The 22,450-nt window shown below is 41.5% G+C and carries 21 protein-coding genes; 4 read left to right on the top strand and 17 right to left on the bottom strand.

The window, feature by feature from the left end; genetic code table 11:
• Window positions 1-39: 39 nt before the first annotated feature.
• Genes METVE_RS0101480 through METVE_RS0101465 form a run of 4 tightly spaced genes read right to left on the bottom strand, consistent with a single transcriptional unit; the run spans window position 40 to window position 2,426 of the window.
• Entirely contained in the window at window positions 40-591 is a 552-nt protein-coding gene (locus METVE_RS0101480) for a CinA family protein (protein WP_020166676.1), read from the bottom strand.
• On the bottom strand, window positions 584-1,129 hold the full coding sequence (locus METVE_RS0101475) for a phosphatidylglycerophosphatase A family protein (RefSeq protein WP_020166675.1): 546 nt from the start codon (window positions 1,127-1,129) through the stop codon (window positions 584-586). The genes METVE_RS0101480 and METVE_RS0101475 overlap by 8 nt, the downstream gene beginning before the upstream one ends.
• Window positions 1,113-2,081, bottom strand: a complete 969-nt coding sequence (thiL, locus tag METVE_RS0101470) for a thiamine-phosphate kinase (protein WP_020166674.1) — start codon at window positions 2,079-2,081, stop codon at window positions 1,113-1,115. The genes METVE_RS0101475 and thiL overlap by 17 nt, the downstream gene beginning before the upstream one ends.
• Window positions 2,082-2,096: 15 nt before the next feature.
• Window positions 2,097-2,426 (bottom strand): VanZ family protein, encoded by a 330-nt coding sequence (locus METVE_RS0101465; RefSeq protein ID WP_232415355.1) that lies wholly within the window; start codon window positions 2,424-2,426, stop codon window positions 2,097-2,099.
• A 453-nt stretch (window positions 2,427-2,879) separates the two neighbouring features.
• On the opposite strand from METVE_RS0101465, the gene METVE_RS0101460 reads away from it, so the two are divergent.
• Window positions 2,880-5,627, top strand: a complete 2,748-nt coding sequence (locus tag METVE_RS0101460; protein ID WP_020184152.1) for a TonB-dependent receptor — start codon at window positions 2,880-2,882, stop codon at window positions 5,625-5,627.
• 119 nt (window positions 5,628-5,746) lie between these two features.
• Here the strand turns inward: METVE_RS0101460 and mog are convergent, their stop codons facing one another.
• Window positions 5,747-6,358, bottom strand: coding sequence for a molybdopterin adenylyltransferase (gene mog, locus METVE_RS0101455; protein WP_020166671.1), 612 nt, complete (start codon window positions 6,356-6,358; stop codon window positions 5,747-5,749).
• Between the two features lie 71 nt (window positions 6,359-6,429).
• Between mog and METVE_RS0101450 the strand changes: the two genes are divergently transcribed.
• Entirely contained in the window at window positions 6,430-7,320 is an 891-nt protein-coding gene (locus METVE_RS0101450) for a PDZ domain-containing protein (protein ID WP_020166670.1), read from the top strand.
• A gap of 116 nt (window positions 7,321-7,436) precedes the next feature.
• On the top strand, window positions 7,437-9,473 hold the full coding sequence (locus tag METVE_RS0101445; protein WP_020166669.1) for a site-specific recombinase: 2,037 nt from the start codon (window positions 7,437-7,439) through the stop codon (window positions 9,471-9,473).
• A 55-nt stretch (window positions 9,474-9,528) separates the two neighbouring features.
• Here METVE_RS0101445 and METVE_RS0101440 read toward each other — a convergent pair whose 3' ends face one another.
• Together METVE_RS0101440 and yjgA are read right to left on the bottom strand one after the other, a co-directional pair.
• The gene (locus METVE_RS0101440; RefSeq protein WP_232415354.1) at window positions 9,529-10,785 is read right to left on the bottom strand and encodes a putative Na+/H+ antiporter; all 1,257 of its coding nucleotides are present in this window, start codon (window positions 10,783-10,785) and stop codon (window positions 9,529-9,531) included.
• Window positions 10,782-11,342 carry a ribosome biogenesis factor YjgA gene (gene yjgA / locus METVE_RS0101435; RefSeq protein ID WP_020166667.1) on the bottom strand — a complete coding sequence of 187 codons (561 nt, stop codon included), beginning with the start codon at window positions 11,340-11,342 and terminating at the stop codon, window positions 10,782-10,784. The genes METVE_RS0101440 and yjgA overlap by 4 nt, the downstream gene beginning before the upstream one ends.
• Before the next feature lie 114 nt (window positions 11,343-11,456).
• Here yjgA and pmbA point away from each other — a divergent pair, with 114 nt between their 5' ends.
• Window positions 11,457-12,779: a metalloprotease PmbA gene (pmbA, locus tag METVE_RS0101430; protein WP_020166666.1), complete on the top strand. Its 1,323-nt coding sequence runs from the start codon at window positions 11,457-11,459 to the stop codon at window positions 12,777-12,779.
• A 100-nt stretch (window positions 12,780-12,879) separates the two neighbouring features.
• On the opposite strand, the gene METVE_RS0101425 is transcribed toward pmbA, so the two are convergent.
• The 10 genes from METVE_RS0101425 to METVE_RS0101370 form a co-directional block, all read right to left on the bottom strand.
• A complete protein-coding gene (locus METVE_RS0101425) occupies window positions 12,880-13,626 on the bottom strand; it encodes an MlaA family lipoprotein (protein ID WP_020166665.1) in 747 nt (248 codons plus the stop codon).
• A 234-nt stretch (window positions 13,627-13,860) separates the two neighbouring features.
• On the bottom strand, window positions 13,861-15,369 hold the full coding sequence (locus METVE_RS0101420) for a cryptochrome/photolyase family protein (RefSeq protein WP_020166664.1): 1,509 nt from the start codon (window positions 15,367-15,369) through the stop codon (window positions 13,861-13,863).
• A 169-nt stretch (window positions 15,370-15,538) separates the two neighbouring features.
• On the bottom strand, window positions 15,539-15,826 hold the full coding sequence (locus METVE_RS0101415; protein WP_020166663.1) for a hypothetical protein: 288 nt from the start codon (window positions 15,824-15,826) through the stop codon (window positions 15,539-15,541).
• A 145-nt stretch (window positions 15,827-15,971) separates the two neighbouring features.
• Window positions 15,972-16,439, bottom strand: coding sequence for a 23S rRNA (pseudouridine(1915)-N(3))-methyltransferase RlmH (gene rlmH / locus METVE_RS0101410; protein WP_020166662.1), 468 nt, complete (start codon window positions 16,437-16,439; stop codon window positions 15,972-15,974).
• Window positions 16,440-16,501: 62 nt separating this feature from the next.
• Window positions 16,502-16,912, bottom strand: coding sequence for a ribosome silencing factor (rsfS, locus tag METVE_RS0101405; protein ID WP_020166661.1), 411 nt, complete (start codon window positions 16,910-16,912; stop codon window positions 16,502-16,504).
• Between the two features lie 3 nt (window positions 16,913-16,915).
• Complete coding sequence (gene panD / locus METVE_RS0101400; RefSeq protein WP_020166660.1) at window positions 16,916-17,296, bottom strand: aspartate 1-decarboxylase; 381 nt, start codon at window positions 17,294-17,296, stop codon at window positions 16,916-16,918.
• A gap of 57 nt (window positions 17,297-17,353) precedes the next feature.
• Window positions 17,354-18,205 carry a pantoate--beta-alanine ligase gene (gene panC, locus METVE_RS0101395; RefSeq protein ID WP_020166659.1) on the bottom strand — a complete coding sequence of 284 codons (852 nt, stop codon included), beginning with the start codon at window positions 18,203-18,205 and terminating at the stop codon, window positions 17,354-17,356.
• Window positions 18,206-18,365: 160 nt separating this feature from the next.
• Window positions 18,366-20,588 (bottom strand): TonB-dependent receptor family protein, encoded by a 2,223-nt coding sequence (locus tag METVE_RS0101390; RefSeq protein WP_020166658.1) that lies wholly within the window; start codon window positions 20,586-20,588, stop codon window positions 18,366-18,368.
• Between the two features lie 308 nt (window positions 20,589-20,896).
• Window positions 20,897-21,709, bottom strand: coding sequence for a 3-methyl-2-oxobutanoate hydroxymethyltransferase (panB, locus tag METVE_RS0101380; protein ID WP_020166657.1), 813 nt, complete (start codon window positions 21,707-21,709; stop codon window positions 20,897-20,899).
• 143 nt (window positions 21,710-21,852) lie between these two features.
• Window positions 21,853-22,443 (bottom strand): hypothetical protein, encoded by a 591-nt coding sequence (locus METVE_RS0101370; RefSeq protein WP_020166655.1) that lies wholly within the window; start codon window positions 22,441-22,443, stop codon window positions 21,853-21,855.
• Window positions 22,444-22,450 lie beyond the last annotated feature (7 nt).

Genomic DNA, 22,450 nt, shown 5'->3' with positions numbered 1-22,450 from the left:
TCATGTTAAGTAGTTAACTTATTGTACTTAATTGTTTACTTAACCTAATATTTTAATCAAGTTTTGCAGCATAAAAACCGTGGCTTGTTGACGGATCTGTTGGCGATTTCCACTGAAAATCTTCGTTTCAGCTTGTGTGAACAAGTCAGTTTGTGTGCTTAAGTTTAATCCTGACCAAGCAAAACAAACGGTACCGACAGGTTTTTCTGCAGTTCCGCCATCTGGCCCAGCAATGCCCGTAATACTGCCGGCAATATAGGTGTGAGTTTTATCAGGCGTTATTCTGCTTAAACAACCTAATGCCATCTCTTTTGCAACCGCTTCGCTAACTGCACCGTAGGTTTCCAGTGTTTGACTTAACACTTTTAAAAGCTCAATTTTTGATTGATTGCTGTAAGTCACTAATCCACAATCAAACCAAGCAGAGCTGCCGGGCAAGCTGGTAATCGTTTCTGCAACCATACCGCCCGTACAGGATTCTGCCAAAGTGAGCATGATGTTGCGTGCTTTTAACAAAATACCCAATTCGCTGGCTAATGCATGGGCTTGTTTTAAAAGCGCTTGATCATATAAAAGTGCGCTTTCATGCATGCACTTTTACCCCCAAATATATCCATAACAGCACTTTAAAAGCAGCGATTGCGTAAATGGCAGCCAGTAAGTCGTCAAACATCACGCCGAAGCCATTTTTGAGTTTCGCGTCAAATTGCTCAATTGGAAAGGGTTTCCAAATATCAAATAAACGGAATAAACCAAATGCGATTAACCATGCAAACCAATGCAGCGGTGTGAACGCTAACACCAACATAATGGCAACGATTTCATCCCAAACAATCGCACCGTGATCCGCCACACCCAAGGCTTTGCCTGTTTTGGCGCAACAATAAATGCCGATTAAAAATAGGAAAGTAATCACGATTAATTGTGTATGAAATGTATAGCGTGAAAGCAGCCAAAATATCGGCATACCAACCAGCGTGCCAAAAGTGCCAGGTGCTTTTTTAGCTAATCCACTACCAAAACCCAAGCTTAAAAAATGGGCGGGATGCGCGATTAACAGCTTGAATGTTGGCTGATTTGAAATTGCTGAATCTTGATTAGCTGGATTTGAGTTAGTCAAAATGGTCAAACCCTTTGTTTGAAAGCGTTAATTGTTTATCGTTATACATCACTTTAATACCTGAATTTTCTTGAGTTTCACCAATTAAGCTTAACGGCAAGCCAAGCTGATTACTGAGCATTTGAATGGCCGCGCGTTTGGATTTTGGAGCAGTAAAACAAAGCTCATAATCATCACCACCCGCTAAAATAGCCTGCTGCGTTTGTGCGTTTTGTAAATCTTGCTTTAGATAAGCGATGCAGGGAATTTGCGCTAAATCAATCTGTGCGCCAAATGTGGAGTTGCTGGGTTTCGATGATTGCAAAATATGACCCAAATCCGCCAGCAATCCATCTGAAATATCAATACAACTATGGGCAATATCGCGCAAAGCTATACCCAGTGCTAATCGTGGCGTAGGCATGTGTAGTGCGTTTAAACAAACTGGTAGCGCATTGCCTAAAACATGGGTTTTATTTTGCAAATGCGCCAAACCCAACGCCGCGCTGCCAAGATTTCCGCTTACCCAAATATCGTCACCAATCTTTGTGCCACTGCGCTTAATGGCTTTGCCAGTGGGCACTTCGCCCATGATTTGCACGCTGATATTGAGTGGTCCGCGTGTGGTATCGCCGCCAATTAAATCGACACCAAATTGATCCGCGCAAGCAAAAAAACCTTGGCTGAACGGTTTTAACCATGCCTCGTCAATGCTGGGCAATGCAATCGCCAAAGTCGCCCATTTTGGTTGCGCACCCATCGCCGCCATATCGGATATATTCACAGCGAGTGATTTCCAGCCCAATCGGTACGGGTCGCAATCCTCAAAAAAGTGAGTGCCTGCTACCAGCATATCGGCTGAAATAGCAAGCTGCATACCGCTTGAAATAGAAATTAAAGCGGCATCGTCGCCCACACCTAAATCCGCTTGCGGTGTAGGTTTGGTGAAGTATTGTGCGATTAAATTAAATTCGGAAGACATATTAATGTGCCAATATTAGGCGGAATGCGAGATTAAGTTTGCGGCAGGTTTTATGCATAGCTTATCAATCAGCACAAACACCATAACTGCGATAGCGATACCAGTTATATCGGCCAGCCAATCACCCACTGTGGCCATGCGGGTGATAGTCAGTGTCGCTTGCAACCATTCTATTAATGCGCCGTACATCGCCAGCCCTAATACCCAGCGCCAACGCTGCTTAAAAAATAAACTTAATGCTAATCCAGTTAGTATCAAAAATACCAGTATATGCTGTACTTTATCCCAATACGGCCAGCCCATCTTTTTTGGTGGGAGCTCAATCAACATTAAGTAGGTAGTCATAAAAAGCGATGCAACTAACAGCGCAAGTAGCGTGCGCCTTATCGAATATCGTTTCAAAAAGCGATGCAATGGGATAATCATGTTGAGGATATTAGCCTATAACCGACTTAAACTAAATCGAAGTAATAAGATTTTGTGAGATGTTGAAAAGCATTCAAATAACTGTTGCTCAATTATCGTTATTTGTTTGTATAGCAACAGTTGTAATACAGGCTGCTGATTTAGAAACTTAACACTATAAAAAATGATTAGAAATTAACAGAGTGAAAAAATTAATTTTTGACGGAAAATATAAAAAAATAATAATTAATTCAAAGTCTTATATGTTTGTAAGTAATTTAAAAAAATAAAATATATCTGTTGGAACAATACTTGCCTATGCATTCCCTTGTTGTTGACTCGAAGAAGTCAGCTAGAAGTTCATCGTTAGAACTTAATTATTTGGGGGATTACATGCAAACAGAAAACAAACTCACAGGATTCGTTAGAAAAAGAATAGTCGATATTATCGCTTCAGCGCATCCAATTAAATCATCCATGAGCTTGGGTGGTTTAATCGTACTAACATCACTTACGATTCCATACTCAGGCCAATTATTAGCGGCAGAGAACGCTGTAACCGAAAAAGAATATCAAGAAAAAATACTTCGGTTAGAGCAAGAGTTAAAGGCTACCAAAGATGCGCTTAACCAGTCTAAAAATGATCCAAATGCAAGCACCACTAATCCGAGTGAGCCTGCAGAAACCGCAACAGCGCCGAGTGAGCCTAAGGCAGAGCAAGCAACCGTTGTTGATGATACCAATTTGCTCGGTAGCGTAGTGGTTACTTCTCGCAATCGTACAGAAATCGCACAAGATGTGCCTATTCCAATCAATATTATTGGCGGCAAGCAAATTGATCGCGACCGTATTTTTAGCATTGACGATTTGCAACGTGTATCGCCAGGTCTAACTGCTACTACACCAAATGCACGCCGCTCCGGCATTTCGATTCGTGGCGTGGGGAAATCGACAGGTAATGAAAACGCGGAATCTGCAGTGGGTATTGTGGTAGATGATATCTACTTAAGCCAAGTTGGTATGTCGTTTCAAAACTTTAGTGATTTAGATCGTGTAGAAGTACTGCGTGGCCCGCAAGGAACATTGAAGGGCAAAAACACCACAATGGGCTTAATCAATTATGTCAGCCGTGCGCCAAGCTTCAAAGAAAGCAGTTGGTTAGAGTTGGAAGCGGGCGGCAATTCAAGCTCAAGTTTGAATAATTCGGGTGATTCCCCAGGCGGCTTTAAAGCGCGTGGCGCATACACTAACGGTATCATTGAAGATGCATTGGCGTGGCGTGGTTCGTTCTTTGTAGACAAACAAACGGGCGACCGTGAAATTACAACCACCAATGGTGGTGCGACACATGAGAAAAATCGTTACGGCGGTCGTCTACAGTTCTTGGCTACCCCAACTGAAAATATTACGGCTAAAGTGAATTTAGATGCGGCATTTGCTAATGAAAATAGCAATACAAAAGCCAAGATTATTGATCCCCTGACAACAGACGGTGGCAGTGTAATACGAACAACTACGCATACTAGCCGTTTAGCTCGCGGATATTTTGATGGCGGAAATTATCGTCCCTTAATTGGCAAGAATAATCTGGACGAAGTTGAGTTAAACACAGTGATTGCGCAACCTTTAAAAACTTATAATCGCGGCGCAGCACTTACTTTAGATTGGAATTTAGGCCCAGTTACATTGACTTCAATTACAGGTGGTCGTCGTTATCTGTTTGATGCGAAAAACGACGCGCAAGAAACTAAATTTAATCTTTCGCGTGGTGGAACTTTAGTCAATGCAGATCAATTTACTCAAGAGTTTCGTTTAACTTCTGAAGAAGGTGGCTTGTTTGATTATCAAACGGGTTTCTTTTACTTAGATGGGAAAACCGATACGCTAAGTAGAAATGTTTATTACGACGATGCAGGTGCGTTCTTTGCGACAAATGGACAATACAATACTCTATACGGCGCAGGTGCTAATCCAGCCACATCCTCTGGCGTTAATCTATTGAAAAAATCACTTAACAATGTATTTGCCACCAATAGACAAATATCAGAAGTAGATAGCCGTGCAATATTTGGGCAAATCAATTGGCATTTAGTAGAAAAAGTAGACCTAACTACTGGTCTACGATTTACACGTGAAAGACGTGAAAATTCGATAACTCGTCAAAGCACCTTTTTTGACGGCTCTGCACTTACTCCTCTTACAGCAGCGGATGCTCCAGGAGCTTCTGTAGCTGAACTTTCTGCAGCAAATGCAATTCGAACAGCACAAACCGGAGCTACATTTGGGCCTATTAAAGACTCACTCACAGAAAATTCAATTTCTTGGTTGTTAAGTCCAAGTTATAAATATAATGAGGATGTGATGTTTTATGCCTCAGCGGCGGGCGGTGAAAAATCCAGCGCAGTCGCATTTAGGACTAGTAATGGCGCGCGGCTAACCGTGGATCCAGAGAAAACTGTGGATTTCGAACTGGGTGTAAAAAGCTTGTTGCTCAACCGTAAATTAATGTTGAACGTAAACTTATACAATACTGTAATCAAAGACTACCAAGCGACGACCAGTAATTTTGTAGGCATATCAGCAGGTGTTCCAACAGGATATATATCTGACTTTGGTAATATTCCTGAAATCACTGTGCGTGGTATTGAAATTGATGGTGCTTACGCTGTCAATAGTAATCTGTCATTCAATTTTGCAGGGGCATACAATCATGCAACTTATACCGATTGGAGTGAAGCGACTTGCCCTGCAGAAATAACGACAAGTGTGGTTTGCGATAACACAGGCAAGCAAATTGTTGGTGCTCCGCGCTTAACTGGTATTATTGGTGCGGATTATTGGTTCCCACTCTATAATGGCTTTAAAGGGCATGCATTCTTTAGTACTGTGGTGCGCTCAAAACAAAACTTAGAGCAACAATTATCTGAGTACGGCAAAGTGAGTGGTTATTCTGTAACTGACGGTGGCTTTGGTATCGTTGGTGGCAAAAACGATAAGTTTTCAGTGAATTTAGTCGCTAAAAACTTATTTGATAAAAAGTACACCACCAGTGTGAATAACTTTAGTAATAATTACCCAGTTGGTTGGGATGGTTTAGGAGCATTTAGATACGTAGGCATCGTGTTCCGTGCAAATCAATAAGATGCATTAATGATTTACAAAAAGCGCTGTTTATTCAGCGCTTTTTTTATTTTATACATTCTAGTACGCAGAATTTCACACTTAGTACTTAACACTTTTTTTGCTTAAAAATAATCACTTTATAGTGCAGATTTATTTGATACGGCTGACTTTGGCCTGAAGGCTTTTACAATTGCTTCATTGGTTTCCACATACGGCATCGGTGAATCTTCAGTTGCCAATAAATCCAGACAATACGGCACAGCCGCAAAAATACCGTGCACTTTCACTTCACCTGTTTCACTTTTTAAACCCTCAAGCGTTTGTGCGATTGCTTTGGGTTGACCAGGCAGATTAATAATCAAGCATTGTTTGCGAATAACAGCGACTTGTCTGGACAGAATAGCTGTCGGCACAAAATTCAGACTGATTTGGCGCATTTGCTCACCAAAGCCGGGCATGATTTTGTAGGCAATTTTTAATGTGGCTTCTGGCGTTACATCACGCAAAGCAGGGCCTGTGCCGCCAGTGGTGAAAATCAAATGGCACGTTTGATAATCGACTAAGTCAATGAGAGTTTCTTCGATTTCATCTTGCTCATCGGCAATTAATCGCGTTTCAAATTTAATGGGCGTAATGAGGGCTTTTTCTAACCATTCTTGTAAACTGGGAATGCCTTTATCGGCGTAGACGCCGCTACTTGCGCGATCGGAAATAGAAATTAAGCCAATTTTAATGAATTGTTTTATCATTAGCGTGTCTGTGTTGTTGTGTGATTGTTTAAGCGCTAATCATAACATTTTCAATGTAAAAGGATTCTTTCATGCTGCCTGTTCGTCATCAAACATCAATCAAAAAAACCAATTATCAGCCTATGCAGGTTAATAGTGCGCGAGCGAAAAGTCCCAAACAAGATGCTCTAGTTAAAAAAGGTATTTCGCCAAAATTAATGTTGGGCAGTTTGTTAACGTTGGGTATATTTTTATTGGCAACACAGTTGTACGCGGCTGAAACGGCTAATCCTACTGATATTAGCCCTGCCGAAAACTGGTATGCAAAAAGCTATAAAGCACAAAATAGCGGCAATTTAGCTTCTTTACAGGCTAATCCAGATACCAAAATGTATGTGAGTAATCATAAGGAAGAAGATGATATCAGCATGCTTGAAAATGGTTATGACTTGATGGGTTCATCAGGGTTTACTGCGGGCGATGTGCCAGCTGAACAAGCATTGGCTTATGCGAAAGCGCTAAAAGCAGATACGGTGCTGGTTTACAGCAAATATGGTACTGAGAAAACGCCTGCCAATAAAATAGCGTTAATTAAAGAAGCCGCTAAAGCAGGCAAAGCGTTAACTGAAAAAGATTTAGAAAAAGAGCAAACTAACTATAATTATTACGCCAGTTATTGGGCAAAATTGCCTAAGCCTTTGTTAGGCGTGCATGTGATTAAATTATCTAAAAAAGAATTGCCAGAAGATGAAAAAGCGATTGAAGAAGAGGGTTTAAAAGTGATTGCGGTGATTAAAAATTCCGCCGCAGCAAAAGCCAATTTAAAGCGTGGCGATGTGTTAATCAAACTGGGTGACACCGTGCTTGAAAAACCAGAGCAGTTATCAACCGCGGCGCGCAAATATCAAGGCCAAACCGTTGCAATGGTGTATGAACGTGCTGGTCAACCAAATACCGTAGAAGTTGCAATCAATCAACGTTAATTCAATTTAAGTTAATTGCCACGTGGCGCGCTTAATCATTAGGCGTGCTTAATCGTTAGGCATAAACGTGCGCCACGTGATTAAATAGCTTTATCCCTTTTTCAGGCTACTTTCGAGTGGCAATTTTTTTGTATATTTCAGATAGCATGACTCATTACAGCAACATTCAAGGCATTTTGCAGGCGCATTTAGTCAAAATTCGTCTAGAAGGAAAATCAGATTCCATCCAATTGTTGGCCGATATCGTTGGCGCGATACGTCCAAGCGGATTAAATAAAGCGGAAGATGCGACAAATTCGCTACAAACGCTGTGTAAAGTTTTAAATAGTAATAAAGCCTATGCCGACTATTTGCATGCGGCGGTTTTAAATCTTATCCAAGCACATCGGCCTATTTCTATTTTTGCAGATTCTGGTATTCAGCCAAGTAGTGGTTTTTTCTCAGAACTCAATCGTCGTGTTAGCCACCTAATTCTGCCAGAAGCGATTGATAAACGTTACTTAAAAGACATCTTTGCGCTGATTTTTACTGAAACCAGCGATGAAAAATGGGTGTTAGCGATACCGGATGAAATTTGGCTGCAGTTAATGGATGCGCTGCATTTTGACATTGCGGATGCTGACGTTGTGAATGCGATCTATGATGAGTTATTAGAGGCATCACAGATACTTTCTTACCGATTATCGGCTTCTGGTTTAGAGCCGGAGTTGGTTAAAAACCACGAAAATTTAGAAAAACATACTTCACCTTTTATTATTCAAAATGCTGAAATTACGGCTGTTGTCAGCGCCGATAGTGCCAATCAGACCGATGTCAGCCATGTGTTGATCATGCTGCAGCAATGTAGAGAGGTGATTACGAAAATTCGTAAAAACAGCTCGCAAACGGGTACGAGTATTCGCCTAACCTTTTTATTGCAAAGAATGACGCAGCAACTGGACAGGTTGCAAGCGATTTTCGGCATGATCGTGGGCATTAAGAATAAAACCAGCGTAAAGTTCGACGCGCTCAGTTTATTTAAAACGCTGGTTTATGCAGAATGCCACAAGAATGACGTGCGGCAACATTTTCGCCAAAATATTGAGTTAATTGCATTAAGGGTGACTGAAAATGCCAGCAGAACTGGCGAGCACTACATCACCACGACACGCACTGATTATTTCAAATTGATGCGCTCCGCGATGGGTGCGGGATTGATTATTTCGATTATGGCGGTACTCAAAATCCTCATCGCCAAACAGCATTTTGCACCACTGACAGAGGCAATTTTGTTCAGCCTTAATTATGGTTTGGGTTTTGTGTGGATTCATACGCTGCATTTTACGGTGGCGACTAAACAACCAGCCATGACCGCCGCGGCGATTGCTAGCAGTATTGGTAGCAGTGACGGCAAGACTAAAAACTTAGATAAATTGGTTAAGATTATTTCGCAAACCATGAGCAGCCAGACAATCGCTATTTTGGGCAATGTGATGGTGTTGTTGCCGTTAAGTATCTTGATTTCATGGGTAATTTTTTATTTAACTGGCAATCATTTTGTCAACGTCGAAAAAGCGCATCAACTATTAAGAGATAATGATCCCAGCCAAAGTGGCGCGGTTTTATATGCGGGCGTGGCAGGCGTTTGTTTGTTTTTATCGGGCCTAATTGCGGGTTATCACGATAACTTATCTATCTATAACAAAATACCACAACGCTTGGCTGCGCTTAGATGGCTGCAAAAATTATTGGGAAAACCTAGGTTAAATCGTTTGGCTAACTATATTGAAAATAATTTAGGTGCGCTGGCGGGTAATTTTTATTTCGGCTGTCTGCTTGGCGGAATGTCAGGTTTGGGTGTGTTGCTAGGGCTGCCAATCGATATTCGACACGTGACTTTTGCTTCTGCGTTTATTGGTTTTTCAGCATTTACTTTGGATTTTAATCTGACCACACATATGTTTTTAATGGCGGGGTTAGGTATTTTTCTGATTGCCACCATGAATCTGGCGGTGAGCTTTGGTTTAGCGTTATATGTTGCGATGAAGTCGCGAAAAGTTAGTTTTGCACAATGGCGATTACTATTTGTGAAAGTATTGTCACGGTTAAATCAACATCCGGAAGAGTTTCTGCTGCCGCCTAAAAAAGATGCGGATAAAGCGATTGAAGAGTGACTTTGCTCTAAGTCTAATTTATTGCGCTAATTTAAGCGAAAAAAGTGTTAAGTAATTAGATTAAAAACATCACAATAGCGACAGCCGTTGGTGCCAATGCCCCGACAAGTAATTGACCTGCGCCGATTGACTCATCATTAAAGCCTTTTTTTAACAATGCCACGCCTGCCGGATTAGGCGCATTTGCAATCACAGTCAGCCCGCCGCCTGCTACAGCACCTGCCATCAACATGTATTTGGATTGGTCAGTCATGCCGCTAATCAGCGAGCCCAAATAGGTGAGTGCGGCGTTATCGGTGATTGCTGTCAATGCAGTTGCACCAAAGAATAATTGAATAGGTGCCAAAGTAGAAATAATCGGTTGCAGCCACCATTGCTGCAGGCCGCCCAACACGACTAACCCCGCTAAAAAGAAACCAACTAACAAACCTTCTTTTAACAATAATGGTGATTGATAGCGCTCGTAGGCCTGCGTAAAACCTAAAAACAATAAGAATAAACCGAAAAATAATACCGGATGATGCGCAAAAATAACCACGGCGATTAAAAACAGCACATGAATGAAGCTGACTGCAACAGGGATTTTGTTTTCTTTGATTGTTTTAGTTGAAGTGGGTGTATCACCTAAATGTTTGCGTAATAAATAACTGATGGCAGTGGCGTTGATCAACACAGCAATTGCCGCACGCCAGCCGAATGTGCTTGCCATGTAAGCGGAGTCCCATTGCCATGCGCTGGCAACCATTAAAACGGGCGGAGCCGCGTAGGCCGTTAATGTGCCGCCAATCGAAATGTTGACGAATAACACACCAAGCGCTGCGTATTTCAGCCATTCGGGTATACCTTGTTTAAATACTTGTGGCGCGAGTATCAGTGCGGCGAGTGTCATTGCTGCAGGCTCAGTAATAAATGAACCCAGCAAAGGTACAGCCGCAAAACTTAACCATACTTGGGCGAGTAAATTATTGATGGGAATTAAGTTAGCAATAGATTTTACCAGCGTACGCACTACTTCAAGCAAAGGTCTTGAGGCAGCGACCACCATGATGACAAACACAAATAGTGGCTCGGTGTAATGGCGCGATTCAACATAATCAATAGCGTAATTGCTGCCTGCAAATGCTGCCAATAAACCGATTAAGATAAACGCCCAAAATCCGAAAACCACTTCTATTTCGCCTAGTAGATGAAATAATCCTGCATGGTTTGAATGGCGATTTGCTAGCGCTTCAAAGTATTTAGTCGAAAAAGTATGTAAAAGCGCGCATACAAAAATAACTGCTGCCAATATATTGATCGCATGCGCTGTCAAATCGGCGGTTCACTTTCGTCTGTTTCATTCAGCTCATCTGTGTCGCTAGATTCAGATGTTTCGCTAACTTCGCGAATCAACTTAAATAATTCACGGCTGCTTTTTGGCGGCTTCTCTGCGGCTGCTTCACGTTGGGCATTGCGTATTAGGGTGCGTAATTGTTGAATATCGGACTGTGGAAACTTGGCTAAGAATTCTGCCAACGCGGCTGTCTCTGCAATCAAACGTGCGCGCCAGCGTTCCATGGTATGAAAGCGCGCATTTTCTTGCGTATTTTTTCCTTCCCACGCTTCCAATTGTTCAACAATTGGTGCGCTGTCCACGTCGCGCATTAATCGGCCTAAGTATTGTAGCTGGCGGCGCACTGCACCATTGGCCGTAAGGCGTTTTGCTTCCATCACCGCATCAAACAAGGTTTCTGGCAGATTGAGTTTAATCAATTTATCTTTGGATAAATCGATTAACTTTTTACCAATCGCCTGCTGCGCATCTGCTTCGGCTTTTAATTTGGTTTTGCTGATAGGCTCTAATGGTTCGTTTTCAGTCACGGTATTCACTTGGATTTTTTGGCTTGTTTATAGGGTTAAGTTGCTGCTGTTTTAATCTAGCAGCTTTAGGTTGAGCTACGGTATGATACCAGTTTTAGCCAATTGAATTAATCAAACCCCACAATGGACTTAGCGCATTTAAAACAAATCACCCAAGATGTACTCAAGATAGCAAAGCAAGCTGGCGCATCATCCGCAGAAACTGAAGTGAGTTTCGGTACAGGTCAAAATGTATCGGTTCGTTTAGGCGAGACTGAAAACATTGAATACAATCGCGATAAAGGCATGTCGATTACGGTGTATTTTGGTCAACAAAAAGGTCATGCCAGCAGCTCAGACTTAAGTCCAAATGCATTAAAAGACAGCGTAGAAGCGGCGTGTAATATTGCAAAATATACCGCACAAGATGAATTTTGCGGTTTGGCAGATGCAGATTTAATGGCGACTGAAATCCCGGATTTAGATTTATATCATCCATGGAATGTCAGTGTGGATGAAGCGGTTGAAATTGCGAAAGCTTGTGAAGCCGCAGCTTTAGAAGTAGATAAAGAGCGCATCACTAATTCAGAAGGCGCAGGTGTTTCCAATAGTGAAGGTGTGTTTGCTTACGCGAATAGCCACGGATTTGTCGGTGGTTACGCCAGTACAAGACACAGCATGAGTTGCTCGGTTATCGCAGGCGAGGGCGATAATATGCAGCGCGATTATTGGTATACCAGTGCGCGTGATCAATTGGATATGGACTCTGCGCAATCAGTGGGTAAAATAGCTGGCGAACGCAGTATCAGACGTTTAGGTGCGCGTACGATTCAAACAGGGCAATACCCCGTTTTATTTGAAGCACCATTGGCATCAGGCTTGATATCTTCACTCATTGGCGCTATTTCTGGCAGTAGCTTGTATCGAAAGTCTTCTTTTTTATTGGATAGTTTAGGTAAGCAAGTTGCTTCTCCATTGTTAAATATTTTAGAAAATCCGCATCTAAACAAAGGGGTTGCCAGTAGCCCGTTTGACAGTGAAGGTGTTGCCACCAAATCACGCCAATTAGTGCAAAACGGCATCTTGCAAGGTTACGTGTTATCCAGTTATTCAGCGCGAAAATTGGGGTTGCAAACGACAGGTAATGCGGGTGGTAGTCACAATTTGATTGTCCAATCGACTGGGCAGAGTCTTGCTGAATTATTACAGTTAATGGGTACAGGCTTGTTAGTCACTGAAGTGTTAGGCCATGGGTTAAATATGGTGACAGGCGATTATTCGCGGGGAGCGGCAGGCTTTTGGGTCGAAAATGGTGTGATTGCTTATCCCGTAGAAGAAATTACGATTGCGGGTAATATGAAAGATATGCTGAATCAAATTATAGCAATCGGGACAGATGCGATTAAAAATACCTCAAAATTGACTGGTTCTATTTTGATTGAACAAATGACAGTAGCGGCGGGTTAATTGCAGTTGAGTTAACTATGATTCGGTAATAAAAAAAGCCCTTTTTTTACAGGGCTTTTTTTATTAATGCATTTACTTAATTAAGTGATATTAAACAGTTTTATTTAACGGTATCTTCATCTGCAGGTTCAAAACCATCGTCATAAGCTTTTGCATCAACAACGCCATCTGCAACTTGGCTTGCTCGCCTTTGTAAATAAGCTTCCCGCACAAATGAATAAGGATCAAGCGAGGCCTCATCTACAAGGTCGCCTGCATCTAATAATTGGGTTCTTTTATCAACAAGTTGCGCTGCACGTATTTGATTATGTAAACGTACTTGACCAATATTATGCGTATAAGTAATAGGGTCAGATGTCGCCGTATCAATGGCAAAGCCAGCTGCATCACGCACGGTGCTTGGGCCTAATATCGGTAATACTAAATAAGCGCCATTCCCCACGCCCCAGTGGCCTAGTGTTTGACCGAAATCTTCTTTATGATTGGGAATATTATCCATGCTCGCAACATCAATAAAGCCAGCCAAACCAAACGTACTATTGATCACAAATCGACCTGCGTCAGTGAATGCATTGGAAAATTTAAATTGCAACAAGTCGTTTAGAACCGTTGTAAGCGAGCCTAGATTATTGAAGAAATTGTTAAAACCTTTGCGAATTGGCGAAGGTGTAACGGCTTTATAAGCCTTTGCGACGGGTTTAATAATCGCTCTATCAGCCACATCGTTGAATTTGTAAATACCGCGATTAACACCTTCTAATGGGTCATTATTATTCGTTGTTGCACATCCACTGACGAATATGGCAAGCAAGCAGCTTAGAGAAAGTGTAATTAATTTTGAATGCATTATTATGTTCACTTGATTTATTTGAATTTTTATTACGTTATTAATTGTTTTTAAGCTGTATTTTTACCAACCGAATTTTATCACACACAGCACCAACATTATCACTGACAGCGTTGGCATTGTCTACAGATTAAATTTCAACCGTTTAGCCACTCAACTTATTGTTGCGTAGAAACAACGTTAATCATTAATACACACAAGGGCTGAATATCTAGTCAAAAGCTTAAGCAATTACTATGCCTCGTCATTAATGCCGTCACTTTCATTTTTATTTAAGCTGCAACTTTTATATAAAGACAAGGCCAGTGCTCGTTGTTTGGTATGATTAACCACTGGTAAAGGGTAATTTTTACCAATGATTACACCCATTGATTGTTGACGTAATGGTGGAATTAACCACGGTGCGTGCAGTTCTTTGTCATCATGCTGACTCAGTTCTGTCACATATTTCCGAATAAACTTGCCAGAACTATCAAATTTTTCACTTTGAGTGGTTGGGTTAAAAATCCTAAACCAGGGTTGTGCGTCGCAGCCTGTACTTGCCGCCCATTGCCAGCCGCCATTATTTGCACTTAGGTCGAAATCGATTAATTTTTCGGCAAAATAGCGCTCACCCCAGCGCCAATCGACCAACAGATCTTTTACCAAGAAGCTAGCTGCAACCATGCGCAAGCGATTATGCATAAATCCCGTTGTGTTAAGTTGCCGCATAGCCGCATCGACTAATGGATAACCCGTTTGACCATCACACCATGCTTGAAATAGCGCTTTGTCATTGGGAAACGGTAACTTGTCGTATTCTGCTTTGAACGCTTTGCCTACGGCAATATGTGGATTATGGTGCAAAATTTGAAAATAAAAATCACGCCAAATCAACTCATTCAACCAGCTTTGGCTGCCAATACTTGCAACTTGCATAGCCTCGCGCGCTAAGTGGCGAATCGATACGGTGCCGAATCGCAAATGCACTGAAAGATAAGAAACGCCTTTAATCGCAGGAAAATTGCGCGCTTCTTTGTAGCGACTCATGCGCTGTTTGAAATCATCAAATAACGCCAATCCGCCTTGCATGCCAGTGGGCAGGTGCATATTAGATAAATTAGTACGTTCAAACCCCATGCTTTCTAAACTAGGCAAGGGCGTTTCTTCGCTCTTAGCTAAGTTTTGTACATAGTTATCCACTGGATATGGTTTTACGTAAAAATCATTCAGTGTTTTAAGCCACATGTTTTTATACGGTGTAAACACGCCATAAGGCTTGCCAGCCATGTTTAGGACTTCATTTTTTTCGAAGATAACCTGATCTTTATAATGATGAAAATCAATATGATTTTGCTTTAATGTATCCGCCACAAATCTATCGCGTTCAATAGCATTGGGTTCATAATCATGGTTAACAAAAACCGCTTCAACTTCTAATGAACGTGCTAGTTTAGGGATTTCTTCTTTTGCTTTGCCATGCAAAACAATCAGATCGCCACCTTTAAGTTGCAGTGCCGCTTTTAATGCGTGGATGCTTTCCCAGATAAACTCAACTCGGCGGTCTGCCTTGTCTTGCAAATGGTCTAAAATTTCAGTATCAAATACAAACACGCAATAAACTTGGCTGGATATTTTCAATGCATGATAAAGCGCGGCGTGATCATAATCGCGCAAATCACGTCTAAACCAAACTAATGATTTTGCATACGATTTTGCGTTGGATTCGGTGTGGGATTCTGAGTTAGTGTGGATATAAGCCATGCAAAAAAGACAGTAAATAATCTGTCTAGTTTAACAAAACATGATGTTTGTAATTGTTATACTGGTTTAAACCAATCAATTAAGTTGAAGATTAAAAATTAAATTAAAACTTAACGATTAAATAGCGTTAAGTTTATAGTTGTTAATTAATTTGTAGAAGTTAGTTAGATTAGCTTCTGGCCCCAAACATATATTTTTTCTCAGGTTCTTCTTCCTGCTTAATGGGAACCACTTTCGCTGTATTTTGTACTGGTGTGGTGGCGGAAATTAGTCCAAGCATGGTCTGAACTTCAAGCGAAAGCATGATTAACTCTTCATCGCCAAGCTCAAAAGCTTTTTGAAAAACCTCTGCGCTATATTCAGGGTCTTTCAGCAGTTTGGCGGGATTAACTGAGCCGATTAATCTTCTTGCTGAAACTGAAAATTTTGATAATAAAACTAAACTTTTGTTATCCATTAACAAATCCCCGATCTTAAAGATTGCTTCAAAATTAAGCTAATAAGGACTAAATTCCCATTTTTGGGGCATTTTTACCATAAAAATAAGCTTCTATATGCTTTATTGATATATAAGCATTTAACATGCCAGCAATTGGGCGAATTTATTCGCGGTGATAAGGATGATTTTGAATAACGGAATGTGCGCGATAAAGTTGTTCTGCCAGCATGATACGCACCATACCATGCGGAAGTGTGAGTTTCGATAAACTCCATAACCAATCGGCTTTTTGTTTGACGGAAGTATGCAAACCATCTGCGCCGCCAATTACCAGCGCGACATCTCTGCCACCAGCCTGCCAACTTGATAGCTTTTCGGCTAGCTGCAAAGTGGTGATTTCATTGCCGCGCTCATCTAGGGCAATCAGATAATCACGCCCAATCGCCTCTAAAATACGTTTTGCTTCAATGAGTTGGATGTTTTCTGTGCTGTTGCCCGCGGCGCGCTTTTCGGGTTTGATATCGATAATCTCGACCACTAATTCGCGCGGCATGCGTTTTGTGTATTCTGCACAAGCCACTTCAACCCAATTGGGCATTTTGTGGCCAACCGAAATAATGCGCAGCTTCATAACTACTAATTAATCACTAGTGATTATTGTCGGTTTGTTTTGGTTAACTAAATTGATGTTAACTAAACCGCTTTGATATGTCCGCGACGCGCTTCTGCATCGCCCCATAATTGTTCTAAATTATAGTAGGCGCGCGTTGCTGGCACCATAATGTGTACAACGATTTCGTTTAAATCGACCAATACCCATTCGCCTTCTTTTTCGCCTTCTGTGCCACGAATTTCATAGCCTTTTTCTTTTAATTTAGAACGCACGTTATCGCCCATCGCTTTAGCTTGACGGCTAGAAGTGGCGCTTGCGACTATCATGTAGCTAGTCATATTTGTGAGTTTTCGCACATCCATTGTGGTGATATCGAAGCCTTTAATATCATCCAAGGCATCGATTACCGCAACTTTCATCGCTTCTAAATCAAACGTTGCTTGTTTTGATGCTGGTTGTGTTGAATCTGTTGCTTTTGAATCTGTTGTCATTATTTAAGCGGCCTGTGCTGGAATTGCGTTACGTTGAGTTTGAATCTGATTTTGATCATTCACATACACCAATTGCGGTGCGTAGTTTTGCAGTTCCGCTTCGGTGTAATGTGCATAGCTTGCAATAATGATGATGTCTTTTGGGTGCGCTTTGTGCGCAGCTGCGCCATTGACAGAAATAATGCCAGAATGACGGTCTGCACGAATCGCATAAGTACTAAAACGCTCGCCATTGGTGACGTTATATATATTAATCTGCTCGTATTCTTTAATATTCGCCGCTTCTAATAAAGCTTCATCAATCGCGCAACTGCCTTCGTAATGCAACTCGCTATGTGTCACATTTACACGATGCAGTTTAGATTTAAGCATGGTTCGTTGCATGATTTATTTTGCGGGGTTAACCGTTTATTAAAAGGGATTGTATTATAGTCTTTTCAATCACTTAGCGCAAAAGGCTATGTTGTCGATCAAGCGCGTTTTATCCAATTTTGCCGCGCCTAAAACCACCAGATTTTTGTCGTCCGTTGTTGCTGGGAGCAAAGTATCGGCTGAGCGAACAGAAATATAATCGACCAACCAGCCGAAGTTGGTTAATTGCTGAACAGCGAGATTTTCTAATTGATTGAAATTCGTATTACCATTTTTTAAAGAAGCAACGATTCCCTGTAAAGCTTGATTTAATTGGTTTGCAGACGCGCGCGCCGTTTCGCTTAAATAGCCGTTTCGAGAACTTAAAGCAAGGCCACTTGCTTCGCGTACCGTTTCGCCCGCGATGATTTCAACTGGATAATTGAATTGATTAACCAGTTCACGAATGACAAAAAGTTGTTGAAAATCTTTTTGTCCAAATACGGCGATTTGCGGTTGTATGAGATTGAAAAGTTTAGCGACTACTGTCGCAACACCTGCAAAATGGCCAGGACGACTAGCGCCACAAAGCATGTCGGCTATAGCTGGCAGGGCGATTGTCATGGTCTGGTTCAGATTTTTACCATCGTAATTTGGATACAATTCAGCCACGCTTGGCGTAAATACAAAATCTGCACCTGCAGCACTTAGTTTTTCAAAATCAGCTTCTAATGTGCGCGGGTAATTGGCTAAATCCTCATTGGCGCCAAACTGTAATGGGTTAACGAAGATGCTCACAACCACACAGTCAGCGTGCTGTTTTGCAAGTTGTACTAAGTGAATATGGCCAGCATGTAAATTGCCCATGGTTGGTACAAAACCGATATTAACGCGGTTTTTAAGGGCAATACTTAACGCTTTTTTTGAGTCAATTATTTGCATGGCGTTATTTTAAACCACAACAGGATTAAAACGCCTGATAAATCCGATTTGCTTGATAGCTAGTACAAATAAAAAAGCAACTCACCTCTTGCGAAGTGAATTGCTTTTTATTAACGCCAGTGCTGTTTAACGGTTAAAATTTAACCACTAAAATTAACGATTAGAAATCGTAACGCACGCCTGCAACTACCTGACGGCCACGTCCGACGGCCATGCCATCAACGCGACTTGCCAAGTATTCTTTATCAGCTAAGTTATAGCCGCTCATAAAGTAGCTAGCTTTTGAACCGACTGGTTTAAAGTTAACCGACATATTCAGCAAAGTATAAGCTGGAATATCGCCTGCCAAACCTGATAAAGCAGCATCTACTGGGTCAAGTACGCGTGCAAAAGTATCAGTCTGTTGACGACTCACATAATCTACACCAAAGCGCGCATCAAATCCTACGGGATGTTGGTAACCAACGCTGACTGATGCGATATGACGTGGTGCATAAGGTAAACGATCGCCATTAACAATGCCTTCGCTTGGATCTTGACCATTTTTAGTGAATTCTGCTTTAAAGACGTTTGTGTAAGAACCTTGCAAGTAAATATTGTGCGGAGTGTTGTAAATCGTACCAAAATCTACACGAGCAGCAAGCTCTAAACCAGATTGTTCCGATTGACCTGCATTAACAAAGCTACCAGCACCGCCGTTAATCACTAAATCATCCACTTTTGTGTGAAATAAAGTGCTTTGGATGTTAATGCCCTTAAAGTAATTTGAACGAGCGCCGATTTCCCAATTTACACTAGTTTCTGGCTTGGTGTTTTCAATTGCAAAGCCATCAAGGTCACGGTCTGGGCGTGGTGGTGCAAAACCTTTATGCACACCAGCAAACAGCGTTGTGTTAGCAATGCCGTTCCAAGCGATGCCAAAGCCTGGCAAGACCTCGGTTTGTCTATTGGTGCTTGTAGAGAATCCTGCATTACCACTTGCTTGTAAAACTGTCGTTTTGATTTTCAAGTCTTCGTAACGCACACCAGGTGTTAATGACCAATTACCCAAATAAAAAGTATTTTGAGCATAGTAAGATTTAGCGTCCACATCGATACGAATATCTTCGCGGAAAGCCGCAACACCAGATGGCACTAATCCAATATTTGCTTTTAAGAAAGATAAGCTTTGCGCACGTGCATCATTGCCACGGAATTGACGACGTTTGATGTCTTCCTGATGGTATCTAAGACCAACAACTGCATCACTTTGAATGCCGAATAAATTATGTTGGAAATCTAAACGCGGTTCAAAACCGTAATATCGGTAGCTACGTGGACGATGGCGACCACCGCAGGTTTCAGCATTTGCTTCTGTTGCAGTATCGTCACCTGGGCAACGTTCCAGCACTGTAATGCCAGTCGAGCTACCCTCGTCACCAGGGTCGCCTTCATATCCACCAGGCGCATCAGTTTGGCGGAATGAGGAGCGGAATGAATCTACGTAGTATGCTTGAGTAGACAGTTTGGCGCTTTCGTCAAATTGGAAAATATGTTGTAGCTGTAATGTTTTACGCTCTTGCTTAAAGTGATCGTTCTTGCCAGAAGGTGCCTGAAACTTGTCTCTTGCATAATCCACTTCACCTAAACCTGTTTCAGAGACATTTGAATCTTCTTTGTAGTAACCAGTTTTGACAATCAATGTTTGACGATCAGTTAAGTTAAGTTGACCTTTGAGCGTGTATTCCTGCACATCAAATTTATGATTGTCACGAATGCCATCGCCTTTGTTTTGTAAAGCGTCTAGCATAATGCCGCCTTGCTCGTTGCCGTAGCCGACATTAGCATGTAAACCAGTAAAGTCGTTATTGCCAGCACTTGCTTGCACGCTACCTGCAAAACCATCTTTCGGTACAGGTTTTGTCACAAAGTTGATCATGCCGCCAATGGTTTGTGGGCCATATAAAATTTGACCTGAACCTTTAACCACTTCAATACGGCTAACGCGTTGCAATGGTGTTGAATAATGTGCTGATGGATCGCCATAAGGTGCTAAAAACAGTGGCATGCCATCTTCTAGCAATAATGTACGTGAAGTGCGACGTGGATCTAAACCACGAATACCAATATTTGGCGCTAAAACAAACGCATCTTCACCCACAATATTGATGCCGGGCACATTGTTAAGTGCTTCTCTTATTGTAAAAGGACGGCGGTCGATTAATTCTTTTTCGTCAATAACATTAAATGAGCCCGGTACGGATTCTAATTTTTCTGGCAAGATACCGGTGACTTCTACTGCATTGACAGCAATCTCTTCCGCTTGAACTTGTAAAGTGATTGTCAACATTGCTAATGAAACAATCGCTGGAATGGCTTTTAATTTTAGGTTGTGTTTAACCATGCAAAATCTCCCTGATTTTAATTTTTACTGATGAGTTGTTTTTACAGCAAGTTCTATTCCAGTAAGAATGTAAAATCAATTGATTGATTTATAAGGGAAATTTATTTTAAGTTATATTGTGATTGGTTTATATAAGCCATGTTCGGTTGTATGGAACCACCATTAATGAAGGGTTTTTTAAGATAAAGTTGGATTTTTTATGGCAATTGGCAAGATTGCCGATAAAAAATTTAGCCAATAATTTTTTATATTGCAATGAATATTGGCCCAATAATTTAGTGCGAATAGAGATGTTTTAGAGCTGTATGCTAATAGCTGTGTTCTAAAGCGGGGAAAGTTTTATTTTTCACGGATTTGACATAAGTCGAGACCGCATCGTGAATATTATTGGTGTCTTTTAAAAAGTTGCGCACAAAGCGCGGAGATTTAAATTCGGCGGAGTTTTTTGTCGCTGGGCCAGTGTAAATGCCTAATAAATCTTGTATCACTAATACTTGGCCGCTGCAATCTACTCCAGCACCGATGCCAATAGTGGGTACTTTAATGCTTTCGGTGATTATTTTGGCCAAACTGGCTGGTACCATTTCTAGCACGATAAAACTGACGCCAGCATCTGCCATCGCAGTTGCGTCTTGTAGTATTTTAGCTGCGCCTTCTGCGGTTTTGCCTTGAATTTTATAGCCACCCAATTGGTTAACTGATTGCGGCGTGAAACCTAAATGTGCACAAACCGCAATGCCGCGTTCAACCAGATATTTAGCCGTGCTGGCTTTTTCGCCACCACCCTCAAACTTAACCATGTGCGCGCCAGATTTGATTAACCATTCTGCATTTTTGTAGGCAGCTTCTGCATCGTGCTCATAACTTCCAAGCGGCATGTCGGCAATAATCAATGTGTTTGGTGCGCCAGCAGCGACACTTTTGGTGTGATACGTCATGTGGTGCATGCTGACATTAAGCGTATTTTCTGCGCCATGTAACACCATGCCGAGTGAATCGCCCACCAACAAAATATCCACACCAGCAGACTCCATTAACTTGGCAAAGGTGGCATCGTAACAGGTGAGCATGGCGATTTTTTCACCAGATTTAACTTTTTGATTTAACTGAGATAGCAACATGCCGACATTTTACAATGAAATTGTTTTGATATTGGCAAGAATACTAAACAAGCAGATGAAAGATAGCTGCGGAGATTACAATCAAGACGAAAAAATGGGACTTAATTAAGTCCCATTTTTTAGATACTATTTAAGAAATAAATTTAAATAGAGTTGCGACGAGCAATACCAAACAGCCCCAATGCAGAAGCAAATAACCAAGCTGCTGCGGGTACTGGTACAGCGTTCAACTGTACATAATCAATATTGCCACCGAAGCTATCGTTTGTGCCAGTTGCAGCAAATTGTAATACATCGCTGCCAGTACCTGTTACAAAAAATTGTTGCGTAACCCATGAGTTACTCGCGCCGCCTGTACCAGTAATCTCAGCCAATAATGTGCCATTCCAAAAGACTGCAATGCCATTAGTGGTAGAAGGCTGATTAATACGCGGTGAATAATCGAACAAAAGTTCGTATAGTGAGCCAGCCGAAGTGGTAATCACTTGCGCCATTGCGCTGTTGTTATGGGAATCTAATTCAACAAAGTTAACGCCATTAGAGGCAACACCTTCTACGTTGTTACGAATTTCAATACCAGCTCCGTTGGTTGTTGACCAGCCATTAATACTGCTATAAACACTCCATGTGCCGTTAGTCTGGTTTGTGTCTTCAAAAGAGCCATTTTGTATTAGATTAGCATTAGCTATAGTCGCTGCTGACAATAAAACCGCAAAGGTAAATAGTTTTTTCATGATGTAT

Origin of the sequence: Methylotenera versatilis 79 (assembly GCF_000384375.1) — a bacterium.
Classification (GTDB): Bacteria; Pseudomonadota; Gammaproteobacteria; order Burkholderiales; family Methylophilaceae; genus Methylotenera_A; species Methylotenera_A versatilis_B.
The sequence above is the reverse complement of the archived record's forward strand: the minus strand, read 5'-3'. Positions and strand labels throughout refer to the sequence as shown.